The sequence below is a fragment of the Flavimobilis sp. BM9 genome, assembly GCF_058313055.1.
In genome coordinates this window covers 223730-244300 of the sequence record NZ_JBZEMO010000006.1, presented here as the reverse complement: position 1 = coordinate 244300, position 20571 = coordinate 223730, and the positions used below count along the sequence as shown (strand labels likewise).

Genomic DNA, 20571 nt, shown 5'->3' with positions numbered 1-20571 from the left:
GCCCCCACAAAGCACCTGATACCGCTAGTCTCACCTACACACGCCCACCTGCCACTGGAGTCAGCATGAGCGAAGCACGTACGCCGTTCCTCGTCGAGGTGGATCGGTCGACCAACATCAACAGCATGCTCGCGACCCGCGTCGCCGAGCGCGGCCAGCACGCGATCATCGAGGTCAAGCAGGGCGACGGCGCCCCGTGGCGTCAGATCACCGCGAACGAGTTCGAGGCGCACGTCGTCGCCGTGGCCAAGGGCCTCGTCGCAGCGGGCATCGAGCCCGGACAGTCCGTCGGCATCATGTCCCGCACCCGCTACGAGTGGACGCTCCTCGACTGGGCGATCTGGGCCGCCGGCGGCGTCACGGTGCCCATGTACGAGACCTCGTCCCCCAAGCAGGTCCAGTGGATCCTCTCCGACGCAGACGTGCGCCTCGCCGTCGTCGAGACCGCTCACCACGCCGAGGCTGTCGCCTCGGTCGCGAAGAAGGCCCCGTCGCTCGGCCGCACCCTCGTCATCGACGACGGAGCGATCGACACGCTCGTCCGCGAGGGCGCGGACGTCCCCGACGAGGAGATCGCACGACGCCGCTCGCTCGCCACCCTCGACGACCTCGCGACGATCATCTACACGTCCGGCACGACCGGCCGCCCCAAGGGCGCCGAGCTCACGCACGGCAACTTCGTCGAGCTGTCGCTCAACACCGTCGCGCGCCTCCAGGCGATCGTCGGCGTGCCCGGTTCCCGGACGCTCCTGTTCATGCCGCTCGCGCACGTGTTCGCGCGGTTCATCGGCGTGCTCACCGTCCCGGCCAACACCGTGCTCGGCCACACCCCCGACACCGCGACGCTGCTGCCGGACCTCGCCGTCTTCAAGCCGACGTTCATCTTGTCCGTCCCGCGCGTGTTCGAGAAGGTCTACAACAGCTCCGAGCAGAAGGCCATCGCCGGCGGCAAGGGCAAGATCTTCCACTGGGCCGCCGCGACCGCGATCGCCTACTCGCGCGGCCTCGACTCGCCGAGCGGCCCCGGGTTCGGCCTCAAGGTGCAGCACGCCGTCGCCGACGCCCTCGTGCTCAAGAAGATCCGCGCCGCGCTCGGCGGCCAGGCCGAGTGGGCCATCTCCGGCGGCGCCGCGCTCGGTGAGCGCCTCGGTCACTTCTACCGCGGCGTCGGGCTCAAGGTCCTCGAGGGCTACGGCCTCACCGAGACGACGGCGCCCGCGTGCGTCAACGTCCCCGACAAGCCGAAGATCGGCACGGTCGGCCCGCCCCTGCCCGGGGCGGCCTTCCGGATCGACGCCGACGGCGAGGTCCTCATCCAGGGCCCGCAGGTATTCCGCGGCTATCACAACAACCCGGAGGCGACCGCCGAGGCGTTCGTCGACGGATGGTTCCGCTCGGGCGACCTGGGCTCGCTCGACGAGGACGGCTACCTGCGCATCACCGGCCGCAAGAAGGAGCTCATCGTCACGGCCGGCGGCAAGAACGTCGCCCCCGCGGTGCTCGAGGACCGCGTGCGCGCGCACGCGCTCGTGAGCCAGTGCGTCGTCGTCGGGGACGCCCGGCCGTTCATCGGCGCGCTCCTGACGATCGACACCGAGGCCCTGCCCGGCTGGCTCTCCGCGCAGGGCAAGCCTGCGATGTCGCTCCAGGAAGCGCTCGCCGACGCGGACGTCCAGAAGTCGCTCGACAAGGCGATCGCCCGCGCCAACAAGGCCGTGTCGCGCGCCGAGTCGATCCGCAAGTACCGCGTGCTCGAGAACGACTTCACGATCGACAACGGCTACCTCACGCCGTCGCTCAAGGTGAAGCGCAGCCTCGTGCTCGAGGACTTCGCGCACGAGGTCGAGGCGCTCTACAGCGAGGTCCAGGCGAACGCCTGACCCTTTCGACGGCCGCCCGTTCGTGCGTCGAGCGGGCGGCCGTCGTCGCGCCAGAGGCGTGACGACGCTCGGTGTCAGGGGGTGCCGATAACGTCGCGCTCGTGCGACAGGACCTGGGCGCCCGGCCCCTCAACCACCCGGGGACGCAGCTGCGCCGACCCGAGGTGGTGCCGGGCGGGACGCCCGTGCAGCTCGGCCTCGACGAGCTCGGGACGCCGCTGCACGAGGTGACGTTCGTCGTCCTCGACCTCGAGACGACCGGCGGCAAGCCGGGCGCCGAGGAGATCACGGAGATCGGCGCCGTCAAGGTCCGCGGCGGCGAGGTGCTCGGCGAGTTCCAGACCCTCGTCAACCCAGGCGTTCCTGTGCCCCCGCGCATCGCCGTGCTCACCGGGATCACGACGGCGATGGTCGTCGACGCGCCACGCGTCCGCGAGGTCCTGCCGACCTTCTGGGAGTTCATCCACGGGGCCGTGCTCGTGGCCCACAACGCGAGCTTCGACATCGGGCACCTCAAGGCGGCAGCGTCCGCGATGGACCTCGCGTGGCCCGGCAACCGCGTCGTCGACACGGTCACGCTCGCGCGCCGCGTCGTCACCCGCGACGAGGCACCCAACCACAAGCTGTCGACCCTCGCGGCCCTCTTCCACGCGACGACGACGCCCGAGCACCGCGCGCTCGCCGACGCCCGAGCGACCGTCGACGTGCTGCACGCGCTCCTCGGCCGCCTCGCACCGTGGGGCATCACGCACCTCGAGGACCTGACGACCGCGACCGACCCGGTCCCGCCGGAGGTCCGGCGCAAGAAGGGACTCGCCGCCGGGCTCCCCTCAGGCCCAGGCGTCTACATGTTCCACGGGCCCGGCGACGAGGTGCTCTACGTCGGCACGTCTGTCGATGTGCGCAAGCGCGTCCAGAGCTACTTCACGGCGTCCGAGAAGCGCCGCCGCATGACCGAGATGCTCCGCATCGCCGAGCGCGTCAGCGCCGTGCCGTGCGCGACCCGGCTCGAGGCACGGGTGCGCGAGCTCCGCCTCATCACCGAGCACTCGCCCAGGTACAACCGGCGCTCGAAGTTCCCGGAGCGCATGCCGTGGGTGCGTCTCACCGACGAGGACCACCCCCGCCTGAGCGTGGTCAACCGCACCGTCCCCGAGCCCGCACCCACGGAGCAGCCCAGCGCCTCGCGCCCCGGCGCTGTACACATCGGCCCGTTCCTCTCCCGCCGCACCGCACAGCTCGCCGTCGAGGCCGTGCACGGTGCTCTCGACCTGCGACAGTGCACGCGCCGCCTCCCCCGGGTCGCGTCCACGACCACGAGCGCCTGCCAGCTCCTCGACCTCGGCCGCTGCAGCGGACCGTGCGTCGCCCTGCACGGCCCCGCGGGCGACCACGCTCGCGAGCAGCACGACGACGCGGCGAGGGCCGTCGTGACAGCTTTCACGACATCACCGGCTTCCGTCGTCGAGCCGATGCTCGCGCGCATCGCCCGCCTCGCGCAGGAAGAGCGCTATGAGCAGGCGGCGACCGAGCGCGACCGCCTCGCCGCGTTCCTGGAGGGCGCCGCACGCCGCGAACGCTTCCAGGAGCTCGCGCTGTGCGCCGAGCTCGTCGCAGCACGTCGCACCGAGCGCACGCAGGGAGCGAGCGCCTGGGAGATCGTCGTCGTCCGGTACGGGCGGCTCGCCGGAACAGCCGTCGCACCGGGCGGTACCGACCCGTACCTGACGATCGACGCCGTGACCGCGACGGCCGAGCACGTCGATCCGCCCGTCGCGCCCGCGACAGCCGCCCACCCCGAGGAGTCGCTCATCCTCCTCGACTGGCTCGCCGACCCGGACGTCCGGCTCGTCCGGACGACGCGTCCGGCGTCGTGCGCCGTCCACGGCGCGCAGTCGTACGCGACGGTGAGCGACCAGGCTCGCCGTGGGCGCGCCACGACAGCCACGATCGGCGACGACGACCGGACCCGCCGTGACCTCGCCCCCGTCCCCGGGGGCGCTCAGCCTGGCAGGATGGTCCTCGAGACAGCCGGCTCGGCACTGGCCGTAACCCACGAGAGGACACCCTGATGATCACCGCGTTCGTCATGATCGACGCCATCCCCGCACAGATCCCCGAGGTCGCGGCGGCCGTCACGGCGATCGACGGCGTCAGCGAGGTCTACTCGGTCACCGGTGACACCGACCTCATCGCGATCGTGCGCGTGCGCAACCACGACGAGCTCGCGGAGGTCATCGCCGACGGCGTCAACAAGATCCCCGGGATCACCCGCACGCTCACCAACCTTGCGTTCCGCACCTACTCGGCCGACGACCTCGACCACGCGTTCGACCTCGGGCTCGGCGACTGATCGCCCGAGGACGCCTCTCGCCAAGCCATCCTCGCGGGGAGCGCGCCTCAGCGCGTGCGGCCTCCGCCGCGAGGAAGCTCGTTCACGCCCCGCGGCGCGTCTCGCTTCAGCGGGCGCTCGCGCTCGACCAGCGATCGAGGACGTCGTTCGCCGCCCCAGAGTCGAGAGCAGCCTCAGCGTGGGCGTACGCCGCCGCCAGCCGCGTCGCGAGCGAGCCCTCGCTGGTACCTGGCAGGCTCCCGTCGGCGACGATCGCAGCTGCCGCGTTCAGCAGGACCGTCTCCCGGACAGGTCCAGCCTCGCCCGCGAGCACCGCGCGTGCCACGCCAGCGTTGTGCACGGCGTCGCCGCCACGCAGATCCTCGACCGTGATCCGCGCGAGGCCCAGGTCGGATGCCGGGTCGAGCTCGCTCTCGACGACGTCGCCGGCGCGCACCTCCCACACCCGCGCCGTCCCCGTCGCTGCGAGCTCGTCGAGACCGTCGTCGCCACGGAACACGAGCGCCGACGTGCCGCGCGCCGCGAAGACGCCCGCCATGAGCGGCGCCATCCGCAGGTCGGCGCAGCCGACCGCGGTCGCGTGGGGGCTCGCAGGGTTCGTCAGCGGTCCCAGGAAGTTGAACGCCGTGCCGATCCCCATCTCGCGCCGCGCGATCGCCGCGTGCCGCATCGCTGGGTGGAAGGTCGGCGCGAAGCAGAACGTGATGCCCGCCTCGGTGAAGATCTCCGCGACCCGCTCGGGAGCATGGTCGAGCCGCACACCGAGCGCCTCCAAGACGTCCGCCGAGCCCGAGGCCGAGCTCGACGCACGGTTGCCGTGCTTGACGACGCGCAGCCCCGTGCCGGCGATCACGATCGACGCCATCGTCGAGATGTTCACCGTGAACGCGCGGTCACCGCCTGTGCCGACGATGTCGACGGCGCGCGACGCGTCGACGTCGAGCGGTACCGCGTGCCCGACCATCGACTCCGCGAGGCCCACGAGCTCCTGCGTGCTCTCGCCCTTCGTCCGCAGCGCGACCAGGAGGCTCGCGAGCCGGACCGGGGACACGTCACCGTCCATCACGCGATCCATGGCCCAGGCGGCCTGCTCGCGGCTCAGGTCCTCGCCCGAGACCACGATGCTCAGAAGGTCGGGCCAGGACATGTCCACGAGCGTTTCCTAACGTCAGGCCGCGGTGGCGCCAAGCTGTTCGGCGACGACACGCTGCACGGTGATCGGGTCGAGAGGTCGCGACACGGTGCCGTCGGCGAGGGACCACGACGCCAACCAGCTGTCCTGGGGCCGACCGAGCAGCACCACGACGGGCGGGCACGCGTAGACCTCGTTCTTGAGCTGGCGGCACAGTCCCATGCCGCCGACCTTGTCGGCCTCGCCGTCGAGGATAACCAGGTCGAACGCGCCCAGGTCCTGGCGGTCCAGGATCGCGTCTGCGGTCGCGACCTCGGTCCACTCGATCGCCGGTGCGCCCGAGCGCAGACGCGGCCCGACCGCGAGACGCACCTGCTCGCGGATCGTCAGGTCGTCGCTGTGCAGGAGGATGCGCGGGGCGCGGTCGCTCGGAACGCTCGTGGACGTCTGGTCCTGGGTCGACATCGTCATCGCCTTTGCAGATCGGTCGGGCACCGCGCCACCCGGACGGGCTCGCGGATCGGTCGCAGGAGGGCTCTCCTGTCAGCATCTTGACACGTCAGGAAGCCCGTTCGGGCCCCGTGACACCCCGATAGAGACAGGCTGACACTATTCGTTGCTTCGTCACCAAAATCGCCGGAATCTCGCGGATTCCGCATGGTTTGGCGGGTTGCTAGACGCCTCCGCGCCCATTGTGGGCCACGTCCGAGCGGATCTCCTAGGTCCAATGGCCCCAACCTGCCTCGTTGTCGGCAATAATGGCTGCCGTGACGACTGCAACCGCTGCCTCCAGCACCCCGACGCCCACGGCTCACGCCGCGGTGAACCGACCGAACCCGGTCTCGGTGGGGACGATCGTGTGGCTCGCGAGCGAGCTCATGTTCTTCGCCGGCCTGTTCGCGATGTACTTCACGCACCGATCGGTCATGCCCGCCCAGGAGTGGGCGGAGAACTCCGCCCACCTGGCGATCCCGTTCGCGATCGCGAACACGACCGTCCTGGTGCTGTCGTCCGTGACGTGCCAGTTCGGCGTCATCGCCGCCGAGCGGTTCCAGCCCGAGCGCAGCGGTCGCCTGTTCCAGATCACCCGCTGGGGCATGAACGAGTGGTTCGTCCTGACCTTCATCCTCGGCTCGATCTTCGTCGCCGGCCAGGTCTTCGAGTACGCCGAGCTCGTCCAGCACGGCGTGACGATCTCCTCGACGGCCTACGGGTCGGTCTTCTTCCTCGCGACCGGGTTCCACGGCCTTCACGTCGTCGGCGGCCTCATCGCGTTCCTCTTCGTGCTCGGCCGCTCCTTCTCCGCGAAGAAGTTCGGTCACCACGAGGCCACGACGGCGATCGTCACCTCGTACTACTGGCACTTCGTCGACGTCGTCTGGATCGGCCTGTTCCTGGTCATCTACGGGCTTCGCTGACGCCTGCTCCTCCCCTTCCCCACCCACTGCGAGACGAGGATCATTCCGTGAAGGCACTCGCCGCCCGCCGCCACCACCGGTTCGCGCCGGTCGTGCTGCTGCTGCTGGCGCTGCTGGCCACCGGTGGCATCTACGCTGCCGTCGCCCCGAGCACCGCGCAGGCAGACAACTCTGCGAGCGTGGCTGACGTCGAGAAGGGCAAGCAGCTCTTCCAGGCCAACTGCGCCACCTGCCACGGTCCCAGCGCCGGAGGCACCGAGGACGGCCCGTCGCTCGTCGGCGTCGGCGCGGCATCGGTCAACTTCCAGGTCAGCACCGGCCGCATGCCGATGCAGATGAGCGGGCCGCAGGCCCCCATCAAGCCCGGCCAGTTCACGGACGAGCAGGTCGACCAGCTCGCGGCCTACGTCGCGACGCTCGGCGCCGGCCCCACGGTTCCGACCGCCGAGATGGTGGATCCGGCCCTCGGCAACTCGGCGAACGGCGCGGCCCTGTTCCGCACCAACTGCGCGATGTGCCACAACGCCGTCGGCGCGGGTGGTGCGCTCTCGGAGGGAAAGTTCGCTCCGGCGCTGTGGGACACCACGCCCACCAACCTCTACCAGGCGATGCTCACGGGCCCGCAGTCGATGCCCGTCTTCAACGACGCGAACCTCTCCCCCGAGGAGAAGCGTGACGTCATCTCGTTCCTCGTGGAGCAGCGTGAGGGTTCTGCCGGCGGCCTGACCCTCGGCTCTCTCGGACCGGTGTCCGAGGGCCTCTGGGTGTTCGTCATCGGCATGGGCCTCCTGATCGGAGCCGCAGTCTGGATCGGAGCGAAGTCCTCGTGAGCACGCACGACAACTCCCGCGACCTCACGGCGCAGAGCGCCTCGAGCGTCCCCGAGACCTTCGAGGACCCGGGGCTGCCCGAGCACAAGTACCGTCAGGCCGACCTCGACCCGAAGGCCGACAAGCGCGCGGAGCGCCAGGTCGTCGTCCTCTTCGCCCTCTCGGTCCTCGGCACCATCGGCAGCCTGGTCGCGTACTTCGTGATCACGCCCGGGGAGACGACGGCGTCCGTCCGGAACGCCAACCTCGCGCTCGGGCTGTGCCTCGCGATCTCCCTGCTCGGCATCGGCCTCGCGGCAGTCCACTGGGCCAAGACCCTCATGTCTGACCACGAGGTCGCCGAGAAGCGCAAGCCCATCGCGAGCGACAGCGAGACCCGTCGTGACGCGATCCAGGCGCTGGCGGACGGCGCCAAGGACTCCGGCATCGGCCGCCGCGGCGTGCTCAAGGGCGCCGTCCTCTCGGCCGTCGCGCTCTTCCCGCTGACGATCGCGGTGCCGCTCATCGGCTCCGTCGGCGGCGACTGGAAGATCTCCAAGTTCAAGCACACGATCTGGCGCAAGGGCACCCGTCTCGCCAAGGACCCGTCGGGCGACCCGATCAAGGCGTCCGACGTGACGATCGGCTCCGTCTTCCACGTCATCCCTGACGGACTGCGCGACCACGAGCACTGGATGGAGGAGAAGGCGAAGGCCGTCGTCCTCCTGGTCCGTCTCGACGAGCGCGACCTCAAGCACGTCCCGGGCCGCGAGAGCTGGGCCTACAACGGCATCGTCGCGTATTCGAAGATCTGCACCCACGTGGGCTGCCCGGTGGCGCTCTACGAGCAGCAGACGCACCACCTGCTCTGCCCCTGCCACCAGTCGACGTTCGACGTCGCCGACGGCGCCAAGGTCGTGTTCGGCCCGGCGAACCGGCCGCTCCCCCAGCTGCCGATCACCGTCGACGACGAGGGCTACCTGATCGCCCAGGACGACTTCGCCGAGCCCATCGGCCCGAGCTACTGGGAGCGTCTGCGATGACCACCACTGCACCCGAGACCAAGCTCGGCGGTGCCGTCGACTACCTCGACCAGCGCACCGGCGTCGGCAAGGCCGTCAAGGAGTTTGCCCGCAAGGTCTTCCCTGACCACTGGTCGTTCCTGCTCGGCGAGATCGCGCTCTACTCGTTCGTCGTGCTCCTCATCAGCGGCGGCTTCCTCACGATGTTCTTCGTGCCGTCCATGGGGCTCATCACGTACCCCGAGGACTCGCTGCCCGTCGCCATGCAGGGCGTCGAGATGTCCGAGGCCTTCGCGTCGACGCTGCACCTCTCGTTCGAGGTGCGCGGCGGCCTGCTGATGCGCCAGATCCACCACTGGGCCGCGCTGCTCTTCATGGCGTCGATCGTCACCCACATGATGCGCGTCTTCTTCACCGGCGCGTTCCGCAAGCCCCGCGAGCTCAACTGGGTCGTCGGCTTCACGCTCATGATCCTCGGCCTGCTCGCTGGCTTCTCCGGCTACTCGCTCCCCGACGACGTGCTCTCCGGCAACGGTCTGCGCATCGCCGACGGCGTGGCGAAGTCGATCCCGATCATCGGCGCCTATGCCTCGTACATCCTCTTCGGTGGGGAGTTCCCGGGCGAGCACATCATCCCGCGGCTCTTCACGGTGCACATCCTGCTGATCCCCGCGCTGATCCTCGCGTTCGTCGGTCTGCACCTGCTCATGGTCGTCGTGCACAAGCACACGCAGTACCCGGGCGGCGGCCGCAGCGACAAGAACGTGGTCGGCTTCCCGCTGTTCCCCGTGTACGTAGCCAAGGCTGGTGGCTTCTTCTTCGTCGTGTTCGGCGTGCTCGCTCTCATGGGTTCGACGCTCGCGATCAACAACGTGTGGAACTACGGTCCGTACGACCCCTCGCCCGTGTCCGCCGGCGCCCAGCCTGACTGGTACATGCTCTTCCTCGAGGGCGCGCTGCGCCTCATGCCGGGCTGGGAGTGGGTCGTGGGTGGGTTCACGATCCCGATCAACATCCTCGTTCCGGGTGTCGTGATCCCCGGCATCCTGTTCACGGCTCTTGCGCTGTACCCGTTCATCGAGGCGCGCGTCTCGGGCGACAAGGGCGAGCACCACGTGCTCGACCGTCCGCGCAACGTCCCGGTCCGTACCGGCCTCGGGGTGGCGCTGCTGACCGCGTTCGTGATCCTCGTGCTCGCAGGGTCGAACGACCTGATCGCGACGCACTTCCACATGTCGATCAACACGATCACCTGGACGTTCCGCGTCCTGTTCTTCGCCGGCCCCGTGCTCGGCTTCTGGATCACGAAGCGCATCTGCCTGAGCCTGCAGCGCAAGGACCGCGAGCTCGTGCTCCACGGTCACGAGTCCGGTCGCATCGTCCGTTTCGACAACGGCGAGTACGTCGAGGTGCACACCCCGCTCGACGAGCAGGAGCGCTGGCTGCGCGTCGGCCACCACGTCTACCGCCCGCTCGAGATCGAGCCGGCCGAGGACTCTCGTGGTGTCCGCCGCAAGGGCTACGCGGCCGACAAGCGGTGGCAGCGACTCTCCCGGTTCTTCTACGAGGACCGCGTCGAGCCGGTCACCCCGGCCGAGCTGGCCGCGGCCCACTCGCACGGCCAGCACGACGCGCTGCCCGGCTCCGACGAGCGTCCGCTGATCGAGAACGGTCCTGAGACGGACGTGCGGAATCACTGATCACGCGGTTGTGTTGAACCTATGACCCCGGGCCCTGCCCTCCGGTTCGCCGGCAGGCAGGGCCCGATGTCTTACCCTCGTGCGGCCCGTGTGCCGACGAGCAGCCATCCACAGCTCCGGCGCGACAGCCCGGGGCCCAGCACCACGGAGGAGACGACCATGGCGGACTACACCCTTCCCGACCTCGGCTACGACTACGGAGCTCTCGACCCGCACATCTCCGGCCGGATCATGGAGCTGCACCACTCGAAGCACCACGCGGCCTACGTCGCTGGCGCCAACACGGCCCTCGAGCAGCTCGCCGAGGCCCGCGCGAACGAGTCCTTCGGCACCGTGAACCTGCTCGAGAAGAACCTCGCGTTCAACCTCGGCGGGCACGTCAACCACTCGATCTTCTGGCAGAACCTCTCCCCCGAGGGCGGTGGCGAGCCTGACGGTGAGCTCGGCGCAGCGATCACCGAGTTCTTCGGCTCGTTCGACGCGTTCAAGAAGCACTTCGCCGCGAACGCCGTCGGGATCCAGGGCTCCGGCTGGTCCATCCTGGCCTGGGACACGCTCGGCAAGAAGCTGATCATCGTCCAGCTCTACGACCAGCAGGGCAACCTGCCGATCGGCATCGTGCCGCTGCTCCTCCTCGACATGTGGGAGCACGCCTTCTACCTCGACTACGTCAACGTCAAGGCTGACTACGTCAAGGCGTTCTGGAACATCGTGAGCTGGTCCGACGTCGCGGCCCGCTTCGCACGCGCACGGACGCAGGGCGAGGGGCTCCTCGTCCCCTGACGAACCCAGCACCGTGAGGGGACGCCGCCTGCCGCGGCGTCCCCTCACGTGCATCTGCTGCAAGGACCCCGGGCGCTCCCCAGCGCCACCGACCTGGTCGGGCGCCGGTGCGCGCGACTGAAGGAGGAGAGACGATGCACGACGCCGAGAAGGTGACCCGCGGCCGAGCGATCACCAACAAGCTCGCCAAGATCCTCGGGCCCGCACAGGTGGGCAACTACGTCGAGCCGCGACGGCCCGTCACAGACGCTCAGCAGACGAGCGCCGAGCAGATCCGGTCCGGGTACCGCCGCGTCGTAGCACCGGACGGCACCGTGCGCCTGGAGCGCGCGTAGAGGCACCCTCGTCCCAAACATGGCGAGAGGGCCGGTACCGACCATGTGGTCGGTACCGGCCCTCTTGCCGTGTCGTGGTGCGTGGCGTCAGTGGGCGTGCTGCCCGCGGGAGAACTCGAAGACCCAGCCGACGAGCGCGATCACGCTGACCGCGGCACCGATGTAGAAGACCCACCAGCCGACTGCGAGGCCCAGGAAGCAGATGCTCGCCGCGAAGGCGAGGACGAGCGGCCACCAGCTCCACGGGGCGAAGATGCCCTGGTCGCCGGCACCCTGCTCGATCTCACCGTGCGGGTCGTCCTCCGGACGGGCATCCATCTGACGTGCGGTCACCCGGAGATAGGCCGCGATCATGCCGGAGAGCCCCACGAGCAGCAGGAGGCAGACCGAGCCGACCGGCTCGAAGTCGCTCATGAGCGCGTAGACGGCCGTGACGACCAGGAAGAAGGGCGCGAGCCAGAAGAAGAGGTTGGTCTCGATCTTCACTTCGTGTCTCCTTCGTGGGGGCGCTCGGCGTCGATGACCTTGATCGACGACTGCTCCGGCTCCTGCTCACCGGAGGCCATCTTGTTGGCGAGGTCACCGTTCTCGCCGCGGCGGTCCGCGTCGGCATAGATCTGGTCGAGCACGTTCGAGCTGCCTTCCACGTGGTCCATCGCCGCGACCTCAGGGTGGTGGAGGTCGAAGGCGGGGCGCTCCGAACGGATGCGCGGCAGGGACGTGAAGTTGTGGCGCGGCGGCGGGCAGGACGTCGCCCACTCGAGGGAGGAGCCGAAGCCCCACGGGTCGTCGATCGCCACCTTGGGCGCCTTGCGCCAGGTGACGTACACGTTCCAGAGGAACGGGAGCGTCGAAGCCGCAAGAAGGAACGAGCCGATCGTCGAGACCTGGTTCATCCAGGTGAAGCCCTCCTCCGGCATGTAGTCCGGGTAACGACGCGGCATGCCCGCCACACCCAGCCAGTGCTGGACGAGGAACGTCATGTGGAAGCCGATGAACAGCGACCAGAAGTGGATCTTGCCGAGCTTCTCGTTGAGCATGCGACCGGTGAACTTGGGCCACCAGAAGTAGAAGCCGGAGAACATCGCGAACACGACGGTGCCGAAGACCACGTAGTGGAAGTGGGCGACGACGAAGTACGTGTCAGAGATGTGGAAGTCGAGGGCCGGGCTCGAGAGGATGACGCCGGTCAGACCACCGAAGAGGAACGTCACGAGGAAGCCCATCGCCCAGAGCATGGGCGTCTCGAACGTGATCTTCCCGCGCCACATCGTGCCGATCCAGTTGAAGAACTTCACCCCGGTCGGCACGGCGATGAGCATCGTCATGAGCGAGAAGAACGGCAGGAGCACGGCGCCGGTGACGTACATGTGGTGGGCCCACACGGTCACGGACAGCGCGGCGATCGCGATGATCGCGAAGACCATGCCCTTGTAGCCGAACAGCGGCTTGCGGCTGAAGACCGGGATCACCTCGGTGATGATGCCGAAGAAGGGCAGCGCGATGATGTAGACCTCAGGGTGCCCGAAGAACCAGAAGAGGTGCTGCCACAGGATGGCGCCGCCCGTCTCCGGGTTGAAGATCTGCGCGCCGAGGCGGCGGTCGGCCCCCAGGCCGAACAGCGCGGCCGCGAGCGGCGGGAACGCCATGAGCACGAGGATGCTCGTGACGAGCGTCGCCCACGAGAAGATCGGCATGCGGAACATGGTCATGCCCGGTGCGCGCATCGTGATGGCGGTGGTGATGAAGTTGACCGCGCCGAGGATGGTGCCGAAACCCGTCATGGCGAGGCCGAACACCCACAGGTCTCCACCGAGCCCCGGGCTGAAGGTCGCGTTGGACAGCGGCGCGTACGCGAACCAGCCGAACGAGGCGGCACCCTGGCGCGTGAAGAAGCCGGAGACGGCGATGATGCCGCCGAAGAGGTAGATCCAGTACGCGAACATGTTGAGTCGCGGGAACGCGACGTCAGGCGCGCCGATCTGGAGCGGCATGATGAAGTTCGCGAAACCGGCGAAGAGCGGCGTGGCGAACAGCAGCAGCATGATCGTGCCGTGCATCGTGAAGAGCTGGTTGTACTGCTCCTTGCTCTGCACGACCGAGATTCCGGGCTCGAAGAGCTCGGCACGGATCACGAGGGCCATGAGGCCCCCGATGCAGAAGAAGATGAACGACGTGATCAGGTACATGTACCCGATGGTCTTGTGGTCGGTCGACGTGACCCACTTGACGACCGTCCGACCCAGGGTCTGACGGGTCGGCTGGAGCCCGGGGACGTTCTGCTGGGCTTCCATCAGTGCTGCTCCTCCGTCTGGGTCAGGTCGGCGGCGTCCTGCTGCCGGTTCAGGTCGAGACCGAGAGCGCCCGTCTTGCCTGCGGCGCGCAGCTCGTCCATGTGGGCGTCGTAGTCGGCACGCGACACGACCGCGACGTTGAAGAGCATCCCGGAGTGGTGCTCACCGCAGAGCTCGGCGCACTTGCCGGCGTAGTAGCCGATGCGCTCAGGGATGATCTGCATGCGGTTCGTACGGCCGGGGATCATGTCGAGCTTGTCGAGGAACGCCGGCACCCAGAACGAGTGGATGACGTCGCGTGAGTCGAGGACCAGCTCGACCTGCTCGCCGACCGGGAGGTACAGCGTCGGGAGGGACACGTCGGTGCCCGGCTGCCCGTCGAGGCTCGTGTCGCCGCCGAGCACCGAGACGTCCTTCGCGTGCTGACCGTCGAAGTAGACGTCGTCGTCGAGGTAGTTGATGTCCCAGCTCCACTGCTTGCCGACGACCTGGATGGTCACGTCCGGCTCGGCGTCGAGCGAACGGATCTCGGTCATGTCGCGCTGCGTGTAGAAGAAGAACACGCCGATCATCACGAGCGGGATGACGGTGTACATCATCTCGAGAGGCACGTGGTAGCGCGTCTGGATCGGCAGCGTGTGGTCGTTCTTGCGCTTCCGGTAGGCGATCGCGCACCAGAGCATGAGGCCCCAGGTGATGAGACCGACGACGAGGAGCGCGATCCACGAGCCGACCCACAGCGACGTGATGCGGTCGGTGTGGTTCGTCACGGGGCCGTCGGAGTACCCGGGCATGAAGCCGCGCTGGGTCGCCTCGGAGCAGCCGGAGACGAGCAGCACGAGCGTGGCGGCGAGCGCAGGTGCGCTCAGCCGCCGGAGGATGCCGCGCTGCTGACGACTGGGAGAAGTGTGCGAGTGCAAGGGAGGCCTTTCACGTCACGTCCCAGGTCCGCGCCATCCGGCCGGACGGCACAGCACTGGGACCTTGGTCCTCGACAGTCCGAGCCTAGCGCCTCGGGAGGGACCTTCATCCCAGGAAGATGCCCGAGGTCATGGCGGTTGCCCGGTATTTGTCACCAAGGGACGTTCAGGCCCGGGTTAGCGTTGCGATGTGACCCGACCGACCACCCCTGACGCCTCTGCGAGCGCGCGACCCGCCGGGCGCTCCTACCTCGACGCCGGGGGTGCCGCCCCCCTCCACCCGCTGGCCCTCGAGGCCTTGCGGCAGGCGTCCGCCGAGGGGTGGTCGAACCCGGAGCGCCTGCACTCCGAGGCGAGGACCGCGGCGACGCTCCTCGGCGCGGCACGCGAGACGTTCGCGGCGCTCGTCGGCGCCCGCACGCAAGAGGTGCACCTGACGCCGTCGCACGTCGCGTCCCTGCACGCGGCCGTCACGGCGGTCGCACCCGCCAGACGCCGCGTCGGGCGGCGAGTCGTGGCGTCGGCGGTCGAGCGCGCCGCGGTCCTCGCGGCCGCGCGCCACGTCGCGGGCGACGACGGCGTGACGCTCGTCCCCACCGACCGCCTCGGTCGTGTCGACGCCCTCGCGATGGCCGACGCCGTCGCGCAGCCGGGCGTGGGCCTCGCGTGCCTGCAGCACGCGAACGGAGAGGTCGGGACGGTACAGCTGCTCTCCGTCGTGCACGAGGCCGCTCGCGCCGCGCGTGTGCCGCTCCTCGTCGATGCCGGCGCGTCGCTGGGTCACACGCACGTGCCGTCGTCGTGGGACGTGCTCGCAGCCGACCCTGCCGACTGGGGCGCGCCGCGCGGTGTCGGGCTGCTCGTGGTCCGGCAGGGCGTGCGAGTCGCGCAGACCGGGCCTGAGGACGCCGACCCGTGGGCACCGGGCGGCGTCAACGTCGCGAACGCCTTCGCGGCGGCCGTCGTGCTCAAGGCCGTCATGGCCGAGCGCCAGGAGACCGCCGCCCGGCTCTCCGTGCTCGTCGACAGGCTGCGGGACGAGGTGCCGAGGCTCGTGCCTGACGTCGAGGTCGTCGGCGACCCGGACGAACGGCTCCCCCACGTGCTCACGTTCTCGTGCCTCTACGTCGACGGCGAGGCGCTCCTGACGGAGCTCGACCGGCACGGGTTCGCGGTCGGCTCCGGCAGCGCGTGCACGTCGCTCACTCTCGAGCCGAGCCACGTGCTGCGCGCGATGGGAGTCCTCACGCACGGCAACGTGCGCCTCACGCTGCACCCCGGCGTCACGTCCGACGACGTCGACCGCTTCCTCGCGGTGCTCCCCGGGTGCGTCGCCCGTGTCCGGGACCAGCTGGGGGTGCGGGGCCTGTGAGCACCACACCCGACGTCGACGCCCGCGGGCTGCGCTGCCCGCTGCCGGTCATCCGGCTGGCGGCCGCAGCCGCCGAGCTCCCCGCGGGCACGAACGTCGCCGTCCTCACGACCGACCCCGCCGCGTCGACCGACGTACCCGCGTGGGCGCGCATGCGCGGCCACACCCTCGTCGTCGACGAGGACCACGGCGACTACCGCCGCATCGTCGTCGAGCTGGGCTGATCGTCGCGCCCGGGCCCGGGAACCCTCCCGGGACGCGAACGAGGCCGGACCCTGCGGGTCCGGCCTCGTCGACGTGCAGGGCTCAGCGACTCAGCTGAACGAGTCCCCGCAGGCGCACGAGCTGCCCGCGTTGGGGTTGTCGATCGTGAAGCCCTGCTTCTCGATCGTGTCCGCGAAGTCGATGGTGGCGCCCTCGAGGTACGGGACGCTCATCTTGTCCACGACGACCTCGACGCCGTCGAAGTCGCGCGTCGCGTCGCCGTCGAGCAGGCGCTCGTCGAAGTAGAGCTGGTAGATCAGCCCCGAGCAGCCGCCAGGCTGCACGGCGACCCGGAGGCGCAGGTCGTCGCGGCCCTCCTGCTCAAGAAGGCTGCGCACCTTCGAGGCGGCGACGTCGGTCAGCTCGACGCCGTGCGTGGTGGTCTCAGTGGTCTCGCTCATCAGGTCTCCGGCATTCACTGGGGCAAGGGCGGGCACATGGTCAACACAGCCCCCCTTCCGGTTTGTTCCCACCAGCGTACGCGGGACCGCCGTGTGCCGGGCGGATGGGTGAGCAATGCCACCGCTCTGCGGTACGGGGCAGGTCAGAGCACCCAGGTGCGGGCCACCCGCGCGACCCGCTCGGCGACCTCGTCGCCGCTGGTCCACCACGCGGCGTCGGCGTGACCGGTCTCGTGGACGCCCGCGACGCCGATCGCGGACCACTCGCGGCGGCCCGCCTCGCTCCCCCCGACGAGGGCGGCGACGGGCACAGCATGGTCGAGCGCGACCTCGGCGACGGCGGGAAGGACGCCGTCGTGCACCTCGGCCGCGTCGATCGCGGGCGCGACGACGACGACGAGGTCGCTCGCGGCGATCCTCTCGCGGAGGTGCGCGAGGTCGGCGACGACGTCGATCGCGCGCCGGACGCGCGCGCCGAGCGCGGCGAGCATGAACCCGACCCCACCGCCCGCGGCGGCTCCGGGGGTCGCGGCCAGCGCGCGGGCGAGGTGATCGGGCGAGGAGGTCGCGACGTCGACGGGCGCGCCCAGGAGGTCCCGGCCGACGAGCGAGCCGGAACGCGCACGCCCCACCGCGAGGGAGAGGTCGCCGAGGTTGCGCTCGAGCCGCTGTGTCGACGCAGCACACACCGCGTGCTGGGAGAGCCCGGCGGCGAGGCCGCCGAGCCCGAGGAGGGTCCGGTCCCCGCGCTGCGCCACGACGACGTCGCGTCCTGCGAGCGCGTCCCGCAGGGCGAGGAGGTCAGGCAGGTCGTGCGCGTCGACCCCCGCGAGGGCACCGGCGCCCTGGCGCAGCCGGTCCGAGGCACCGGGGACGCCGAGGCGCTCCGCGAGGGCCGCGAGCATCCCGGCGCCACCGTCGGCCCATGCCGTGTCGGCCCCGAGACCGTCGCCAGCGCCGACGACGATCGTGCGTGCGTGAGTCTCGAGCGCGGCTGCGAGGAGCTCGCCGACCGGCGCGGACGAGCCGTGCTCGGCGAGGACGTCGGCCGCCCCCTCCCCGGTGCGGTCGCGGACGGCCGCGGCCTCGGCGGCTGCGACCGAGGCGGTCTCGAGGAAGAGCGCGGCGCCGTCGGCGGCAGGGTCTGCGAGGTGGCCGCGTGCGGTCTCGGCGAAGCCGGCGGAGCCGTCGCTCAGCAGGACGGTCTGCACGTCGGCGTGCGGGACCGCCCGGGCCCACGCCGTAGCGACCTGCCGGGCGACAGCGTCGGCGACGTGGGCGCCCGGGGCCCCCGCCGTGGAAGGCCAGGCGGTCGAGGGGATGACAAGAACCTGCATGCCCACATGGTGCCACCGCGAGACCCTGGCCCTGCCCGGCGCCGACGGGTTGTGGGACAATTCGAGGCGTGAGCACGCCGACGATCCCCGCCTCCCCCGCGTTCAACGAGCCTGCCCCGAGCGGAGCGCTGCTCCTGCTCGGGCAAGGCGTCGACCTCGACTCCGAGCGTGGTGTCGAGTGCACGGGCGCGCTCCCCGCCGCGAGCGATCCGAACCTCGTCGAGCGGGCGCGCGCCGCCCGTGCGGCGCTCGGTGACCGCGTGTTCGTCCTGGGGCACCACTACCAGCGCGACGAGGTCATCGACTTCGCTGACGTCACCGGCGACTCCTTCAAGCTCGCCCGCGAGGCCGCCGCACGCCCGGACGCGGAGTTCGTCGTCTTCTGCGGCGTGCACTTCATGGCCGAGAGCGCGGACATCCTGACCTCCGACGCGCAGCAGGTCGTGCTGCCCGACCTCGCCGCGGGCTGCTCGATGGCTGACATGGCGACGATCGACCAGGTCGAGGACGCCTGGGACGTGCTCGAGGAGTTCGGCATCGCGGACCGGACGGTCCCCGTGACGTACATGAACTCGACCGCGGCGATCAAGGCGTTCACCGGTCGCCGTGCCGGGACGGTCTGCACCTCGTCGAACGCGCACGTCGCGCTCCGCTGGGCCTTCGACAAGGTCGGTGGCGTCGAGGGCGACGGCAAGGTCCTCTTCATGCCGGACCAGCACCTCGGCCGGAACACGGCGCTCCGCTACCTCGGGATGAAGCCTGAGGACTGCGTCGTCTTCGACCCGCGCAAGCCGGGCGGCGGCCTGACCCGCGAGCAGCTCGTCGCGGCGCGCATGATCCTGTGGCGCGGTCACTGCTCGGTGCACGGTCGGTTCTCCCCCCAGAACGTCCACGACATCCGGGCGGCGGTCCCGGGCGTCAACGTCCTCGTGCACCCCGAGTGCAAGAACGAGGTCGTCGAGCTCGCAGACATGGTCGGGTCGACGGAGTACATCATCAAGGCGCTCGACGCAGCCGAGCCGGGCTCGTCGTGGGCGATCGGCACGGAGCTCAACCTCGTGCGCAGGCTCGCGGCCGCCCACCCGGACAAGAACGTGCACTACCTGGACTCCACGGTGTGCTTCTGCTCGACGATGAACCGGATCGACCTCCCGCACCTCGTGTGGGCGCTCGAGTCGCTCGTCGCGGGAACCGTGGTCAACCGGATCGTCGTGGACAGCGACGACGCGTACTGGGCGCGTGTGGCGCTCGACCAGATGCTTGCGCTCCCCGGCCACTGAGCCGCGGCAGCCCTCTTGTCGAGCGCGGGCGATACCCGATACCGACGGTCCGGGTTATCCTGCGTCCCATGACCCGGACGATCCAGCTCGCGTACGCCACCCGATTCCCCCGCCGCGCGGTCCCCGGGATGGCTCCCCTCGACGAGTCGGTCACCCGGATGCGCGTGCACCCCGGCGACCTCGACCTGTACCGGCACGTCAACAACGGCGTGTACCTCCAGATGATGGACGTCGCGCGGATCAACCTCATCGCCGACATGGGGATCGCGCGCGAGCTCATCCAGCGCGGCTGGTACCCGGTCGTCGCTGCGTCCACGATGAGCTACAAGCGCTCCCTCACGCTCGGGCAGCGCTTCGAGGTGCGCAGCCGCGTCCTCGGCTGGGACGCACGGTGCGCCTACCTCGAGCAGCGTTTCGTGCGCGACGGCGACCAGATCGCCCGCGGCATCGTCGCCGGGCGCTTCCTCACCACGTCCGGCGAGCGCCTCGACCCGATGCAGATCCTCGAGCTCACCGGCCATCCCGTCGAGAGCCCCGAGCTGCCCGACGACGTGGCCGCGTGGGCCCAGGCGTTCGACGTCGCGTTCCGCGCACGCTGACGCGCGCGGCACCACCTCGCTGTTCGACTACCCTGGGACCGTGTTCTCGAAGAAGACCCGTCAGGAGCCGCAGGCAGCCGAGCCCGCGCCCGAGCTCGACCACTCGGCCCCGGTGAACGACAAGACCAAGTCCGGTCCGACGCCCAAGCGGCGTGAGCGCGAGGCCGCGAACCGCGTCCCGCTCGTCCCCGGCGACCGCAAGGCTGCCGCCCGCGCCGAGCGCGCCGCGATGCGCGTGCAGCGCGACCTCGAGTACAAGGCGCTGCAGACCGGCGACGAGCGCAACCTCCCGCCGCGTGACAAGGGCCCCGAGCGTCGCTTCGTGCGCGACTTCGTGGACGCACGCTGGAACCTCGGTGAGCTGTTCCTCTTCGTCGCGCTCGCGATGATGGTGATCATCATGGTCGTCGGCAACACCGGCAACCCTGTGCTGATCGGCTACACGACGCTCGCGCTGTACGCGGTCGTCCTCGTGACGATCCTCGACGGCTTCCTCATGTGGCGCCGGCTCAAGAAGGCGCTCCTCGCGAAGTTCGGTACGAGCCTGACGATCAAGCCGCTGCGCTGGTACGCCGTCGCTCGTGCGTTCCAGATCCGCCGTGCTCGCCTTCCCAAGCCGATGGTCCGGCACGGGCAGTACCCGTCCTGACGGACCGCACCCGGCTCATCGAC

The 20571-nt window shown here is 70.0% G+C and carries 21 protein-coding genes; 14 read left to right on the top strand and 7 right to left on the bottom strand.

Annotated elements, in window-relative coordinates; all coding sequences use genetic code 11:
- Positions 1-65 precede the first annotated feature (65 nt).
- From AC4F3Q_RS12355 to AC4F3Q_RS12345, 3 genes are all read left to right on the top strand, one after another.
- Complete coding sequence (locus AC4F3Q_RS12355) at positions 66-1880, top strand: AMP-dependent synthetase/ligase (protein ID WP_491040214.1); 1815 nt, start codon at positions 66-68, stop codon at positions 1878-1880.
- Between the two features lie 101 nt (positions 1881-1981).
- Positions 1982-3952, top strand: coding sequence for a DEDD exonuclease domain-containing protein (locus AC4F3Q_RS12350; RefSeq protein WP_491040213.1), 1971 nt, complete (start codon positions 1982-1984; stop codon positions 3950-3952).
- Positions 3952-4233 (top strand): Lrp/AsnC family transcriptional regulator, encoded by a 282-nt coding sequence (locus tag AC4F3Q_RS12345; RefSeq protein ID WP_168447254.1) that lies wholly within the window; start codon positions 3952-3954, stop codon positions 4231-4233. Before AC4F3Q_RS12350 ends, AC4F3Q_RS12345 begins: the two co-directional genes overlap by 1 nt.
- Before the next feature lie 106 nt (positions 4234-4339).
- On the opposite strand, the gene trpD is transcribed toward AC4F3Q_RS12345, so the two are convergent.
- Positions 4340-5380, bottom strand: coding sequence for an anthranilate phosphoribosyltransferase (trpD, locus tag AC4F3Q_RS12340; protein ID WP_491040250.1), 1041 nt, complete (start codon positions 5378-5380; stop codon positions 4340-4342).
- A 21-nt stretch (positions 5381-5401) separates the two neighbouring features.
- Entirely contained in the window at positions 5402-5830 is a 429-nt protein-coding gene (locus AC4F3Q_RS12335; RefSeq protein ID WP_491040212.1) for a response regulator, read from the bottom strand.
- A gap of 293 nt (positions 5831-6123) precedes the next feature.
- On the opposite strand from AC4F3Q_RS12335, the gene ctaE reads away from it, so the two are divergent.
- The 6 genes from ctaE to AC4F3Q_RS12305 all read left to right on the top strand — a co-directional run bounded on the left by ctaE (position 6124) and on the right by AC4F3Q_RS12305 (position 11432).
- Positions 6124-6783, top strand: coding sequence for an aa3-type cytochrome oxidase subunit III (ctaE, locus tag AC4F3Q_RS12330; RefSeq protein ID WP_168447251.1), 660 nt, complete (start codon positions 6124-6126; stop codon positions 6781-6783).
- Between the two features lie 47 nt (positions 6784-6830).
- On the top strand, positions 6831-7613 hold the full coding sequence (gene qcrC, locus AC4F3Q_RS12325) for a cytochrome bc1 complex diheme cytochrome c subunit (RefSeq protein ID WP_491040211.1): 783 nt from the start codon (positions 6831-6833) through the stop codon (positions 7611-7613).
- Positions 7610-8635 carry a cytochrome bc1 complex Rieske iron-sulfur subunit gene (gene qcrA / locus AC4F3Q_RS12320; RefSeq protein ID WP_491040210.1) on the top strand — a complete coding sequence of 342 codons (1026 nt, stop codon included), beginning with the start codon at positions 7610-7612 and terminating at the stop codon, positions 8633-8635. Before qcrC ends, qcrA begins: the two co-directional genes overlap by 4 nt.
- Positions 8632-10314, top strand: coding sequence for a cytochrome bc1 complex cytochrome b subunit (gene qcrB / locus AC4F3Q_RS12315; protein ID WP_491040209.1), 1683 nt, complete (start codon positions 8632-8634; stop codon positions 10312-10314). Before qcrA ends, qcrB begins: the two co-directional genes overlap by 4 nt.
- 159 nt (positions 10315-10473) lie before the next feature.
- Positions 10474-11097 carry a superoxide dismutase gene (locus AC4F3Q_RS12310; protein ID WP_491040208.1) on the top strand — a complete coding sequence of 208 codons (624 nt, stop codon included), beginning with the start codon at positions 10474-10476 and terminating at the stop codon, positions 11095-11097.
- A gap of 134 nt (positions 11098-11231) precedes the next feature.
- A complete protein-coding gene (locus AC4F3Q_RS12305; RefSeq protein WP_491040207.1) occupies positions 11232-11432 on the top strand; it encodes a hypothetical protein in 201 nt (66 codons plus the stop codon).
- Between the two features lie 87 nt (positions 11433-11519).
- Here AC4F3Q_RS12305 and AC4F3Q_RS12300 read toward each other — a convergent pair whose 3' ends face one another.
- Genes AC4F3Q_RS12300 through ctaC form a run of 3 tightly spaced genes read right to left on the bottom strand, consistent with a single transcriptional unit; the run spans position 11520 to position 14646 of the window.
- Complete coding sequence (locus AC4F3Q_RS12300) at positions 11520-11918, bottom strand: cytochrome c oxidase subunit 4 (RefSeq protein WP_168447246.1); 399 nt, start codon at positions 11916-11918, stop codon at positions 11520-11522.
- A complete protein-coding gene (ctaD, locus tag AC4F3Q_RS12295; protein WP_168447245.1) occupies positions 11915-13726 on the bottom strand; it encodes an aa3-type cytochrome oxidase subunit I in 1812 nt (603 codons plus the stop codon). The genes AC4F3Q_RS12300 and ctaD overlap by 4 nt, the downstream gene beginning before the upstream one ends.
- Positions 13726-14646: an aa3-type cytochrome oxidase subunit II gene (gene ctaC, locus AC4F3Q_RS12290; RefSeq protein WP_491040206.1), complete on the bottom strand. Its 921-nt coding sequence runs from the start codon at positions 14644-14646 to the stop codon at positions 13726-13728. Before ctaC ends, ctaD begins: the two co-directional genes overlap by 1 nt.
- 190 nt (positions 14647-14836) lie before the next feature.
- Between ctaC and AC4F3Q_RS12285 the strand changes: the two genes are divergently transcribed.
- Complete coding sequence (locus AC4F3Q_RS12285) at positions 14837-16018, top strand: cysteine desulfurase family protein (protein ID WP_491040205.1); 1182 nt, start codon at positions 14837-14839, stop codon at positions 16016-16018.
- Positions 16015-16242: a sulfurtransferase TusA family protein gene (locus tag AC4F3Q_RS12280; protein WP_491040204.1), complete on the top strand. Its 228-nt coding sequence runs from the start codon at positions 16015-16017 to the stop codon at positions 16240-16242. Before AC4F3Q_RS12285 ends, AC4F3Q_RS12280 begins: the two co-directional genes overlap by 4 nt.
- Positions 16243-16332: 90 nt before the next feature.
- Here AC4F3Q_RS12280 and erpA read toward each other — a convergent pair whose 3' ends face one another.
- Both erpA and AC4F3Q_RS12270 read right to left on the bottom strand, forming a co-directional pair.
- Complete coding sequence (erpA, locus tag AC4F3Q_RS12275) at positions 16333-16683, bottom strand: iron-sulfur cluster insertion protein ErpA (protein WP_168447241.1); 351 nt, start codon at positions 16681-16683, stop codon at positions 16333-16335.
- Positions 16684-16826: 143 nt separating this feature from the next.
- Entirely contained in the window at positions 16827-18020 is a 1194-nt protein-coding gene (locus tag AC4F3Q_RS12270) for a glycerate kinase (RefSeq protein WP_491040203.1), read from the bottom strand.
- 68 nt (positions 18021-18088) lie between these two features.
- Here AC4F3Q_RS12270 and nadA point away from each other — a divergent pair, with 68 nt between their 5' ends.
- From nadA to AC4F3Q_RS12255, 3 genes are all read left to right on the top strand, one after another.
- Complete coding sequence (gene nadA, locus AC4F3Q_RS12265; protein WP_491040202.1) at positions 18089-19300, top strand: quinolinate synthase NadA; 1212 nt, start codon at positions 18089-18091, stop codon at positions 19298-19300.
- Between the two features lie 68 nt (positions 19301-19368).
- Positions 19369-19899, top strand: a complete 531-nt coding sequence (locus AC4F3Q_RS12260; protein ID WP_491040201.1) for an acyl-CoA thioesterase — start codon at positions 19369-19371, stop codon at positions 19897-19899.
- Between the two features lie 40 nt (positions 19900-19939).
- Positions 19940-20548: a DUF3043 domain-containing protein gene (locus tag AC4F3Q_RS12255; protein WP_168447238.1), complete on the top strand. Its 609-nt coding sequence runs from the start codon at positions 19940-19942 to the stop codon at positions 20546-20548.
- Positions 20549-20571 lie beyond the last annotated feature (23 nt).